Source organism: Dorea sp., assembly GCF_977044405.1.
The window spans coordinates 1-2,893 of the sequence record NZ_CDRRQK010000054.1 but is presented as its reverse complement, the minus strand read 5'-3'; the positions used below and the strand labels follow the sequence as shown (position 1 = coordinate 2,893).

General features: G+C 39.0%; 3 protein-coding genes. 1 reads left to right on the top strand and 2 read right to left on the bottom strand.

The genetic code is table 11. From position 1 onward, the window contains the following. Both ACWJAF_RS13770 and ACWJAF_RS13765 read right to left on the bottom strand, forming a co-directional pair. Positions 1-1,261: carbohydrate ABC transporter permease (locus ACWJAF_RS13770; RefSeq protein WP_448864696.1), on the bottom strand; the 1,261-nt coding region annotated here is incomplete at its 3' end. Between the two features lie 12 nt (positions 1,262-1,273). Beyond that, positions 1,274-2,518, bottom strand: a complete 1,245-nt coding sequence (locus ACWJAF_RS13765; protein WP_448864694.1) for an extracellular solute-binding protein — start codon at positions 2,516-2,518, stop codon at positions 1,274-1,276. Positions 2,519-2,788: 270 nt separating this feature from the next. Here ACWJAF_RS13765 and ACWJAF_RS13760 point away from each other — a divergent pair. Further along, a partial coding sequence (locus tag ACWJAF_RS13760) for a LacI family DNA-binding transcriptional regulator (protein ID WP_448864698.1) occupies positions 2,789-2,893 on the top strand: 105 nt, incomplete at its 3' end.

The window sequence follows — 2,893 nt, the reverse complement described above, 5'->3', positions numbered from 1 at the left end:
CGATTGTCAGTTTATAGAGCCATGTAACCAGAAGGTCTGTCTTACCTGCAGTTGAAGAAAGGTTTGTTACCGGATCTCCTCCTGAAAGAAGATAAATAACATTGAAGTTATTGACATTTCCTGTAAAAGTCACAATCAGATATGGTGTTGTCACATACAGCATGTACGGCAGTGTAATCTTTGTAAATGTCTGAAATGCATTTGCACCATCCACTTTTGCAGCTTCATAAAGTTCTTCTGGAATGTTCTGAAGTACTCCGGTCAACTGAAGCAGTGTATACGGCACACCTACCCAGATATTGATGATAATAACAGTTACTCTGGCCCATGTCGCATCTGTAAAAAATGGAAGGCTTGCATCACTTGCAATCAGTCCTATATTTCTGAGAAGTACGTTGATTGCTCCTTCCGGCTGTAACATAGTACGCATGATCAAAAGGGATACAAACATCGGCACTGCACAGGAAAGGACATAACAGAATCTCCAGAATCCTTTTGCTCTTGTTCCCTTTCTGTTGATCAGAAGGGAAAGGATCATTCCGAAAATATAGTTGCTGAAAGTTGCAAAAAACGCCCAGACAATCGTCCATCCAAGAACCGACCAGAAAGTACTTCCCAGAATACTTCCTGAATCAAATAATGTCTTGAAGTTATCAAGTCCTACCCAGTCAAACAGCATCAGATGATTTCCAATACGGCTGTAATTAGTAAACGCCATACAGATCATGAATACCAACGGAAGTACAGTAAATACAAAGATGAATGCTGTCGGTGGTGTCATAAACAAACGATACAGATTCTCATGCAGAAGAGACTTTAAATCTTCTGCAAATGTATTCACATGCATTCCTTTTTTCTGAAGACACTCTGCTTTATATGCACTTTTCAGGGTTCCTCTCCATACCAAAATCATAAGAATCGTCAGCAGGATTGTCGTCACCCCATAAAGTAGAATCAGAACGGACTGATCCCCTTTCGTGTAAAGATAAATTTGCTTTGCTTCATCCCACACCTCTTGCTGCTTTACAGTTCCAAGTGTCCGAAGACCGCCGATAAATCCGATTCCATTTACCGCCATAAAGACGATGTAGGCAATTTCAATTGCCAGATACAAAAGTCCTTTGATAATCTGACCATGTACGATATTTCCAAATCCCATCAGGACCATGGAAAGCTTAGTCTCTAATCCACCCTTTTTTACTGCATTTTTGCAGGTATATGGCGTTGGAAATTCATTGATTTTTTTCTTAAATATACTCATTCCACTCACCTCTTAATTGATTCCATTGCTGTTCATTGCTTCATTCATTGCTTCTGTCTGTTCTTCAGCATTTTCATGTGTCACACTCTTGTTACGAATTCCTTTTCCCATATTCTCGACCGGTGTCCAGCAATTAGTCATGGATGCCACGAACGGCTGAAGTATCGATGTATTGTTAAAGGTATCATTCTGTGCCTGAACAAGCGGATCAGATGCAATATCTTTTTCTTTCAAAAGTTCTGTATTACATGGAATCACGGTTCTCATCTTGTAGTGTGCTCTCTGTGCATCACTTCCACCCAGATAAACGGCAAGCGCAACTGCCTGTTCCATATATTCACTATGCGCATTAACTCCGATTGCCTTTGAACCAGCGTATGCAAGCATCTGCTTTTCCTCTCCGTTAATTGTATAAGTTGGAAGAGATCTAACTCCCATGTTATCTCCAAGTGCTTCTTTAATCGCATTTACATCCCACGATCCGGTAAACATTGCCTTCACACTGCCATCACGAAGTCCTGCAAGAGCAGATCCGTCTGCATCAATTATAAAATTGGGATTTGCTGCTAGATCAATTGCATAATTAGTTGCATCCACTGCTTTTTCTCCTGCAAAATCAACTCCTTTTGACTCGTCTGTTCCATCTCCAAACAAGGTACATCCATTTCCCAGATAAAATGCCGGAAGATACCATGAATTGATAAGAGGAAAGGATACTGTTCCTTTTTCCAGCATTGTATCCAGATTTTTCACATCTTCTTCTGAAAATACAGACTTGTCATAAAACATATACCAGGTATTGGTTGTAAACGGAACCCCGTAAAGTTCTCCGTCAACCTTTAGCGAATCTAAAAGTTCCTCAGAGTTGGTTGATTCAATCTCTTCTTTATATTTTCCACCAAATTTTGCTACTGCATCCGCATCTGTAAGCGATGTAATCCTGTCGTTTGCATACATAAATACATCTGCACTTGCTTCCGGATCCTGCGCCACCTGATCTGCTGCTGTTGCTTCATCAGCTACTCCATAGACAAATGTAATATCCCATTCCGGATGCTCTTTTGCAAAATTATTGCACATTGTCTGAAGCCATTCTCCACTGTCTCTTGACTGATCTTCTGATGGAGACCATACCATCAATCTGACTTTTTCTGAGCCTTTATCCGCCGTACTATTCCCACATCCGGTTAGTCCTGCTGCCACCAGAGTTACAGTCATGATTCCTGTTAGAAATGTTGCCAGTCCTCTTTTCATCATCTTTCTTCCTTTCATCTATTTGTTTCGTATTGTTTCGTTGAGCTTAATATACGTCTTTTTCATTTTTTCGTCAATCTTTTTTCAATCAATCACTTATTTTTATTAAATTTGCACATTTTATCTCATTCTTTTTTGTGTAATATTTTTTATTTTTACGTTATCGAAACTTATCTAAATTTTTATTTTTCCTATAGTTCATTGCTTTTTACTATATCATTGTATATAATAAAAGAAGTATTATTTTCCTACTTTATGAAAGGATCACAAATTATGACTACAATCCAGGATATTGCTGATAAAATGGAGATTTCCAAGAGTACTGTATCCAAAGCACTCAATGATGCTCCTGATATCAGCGAAACTTTACGGAAACAG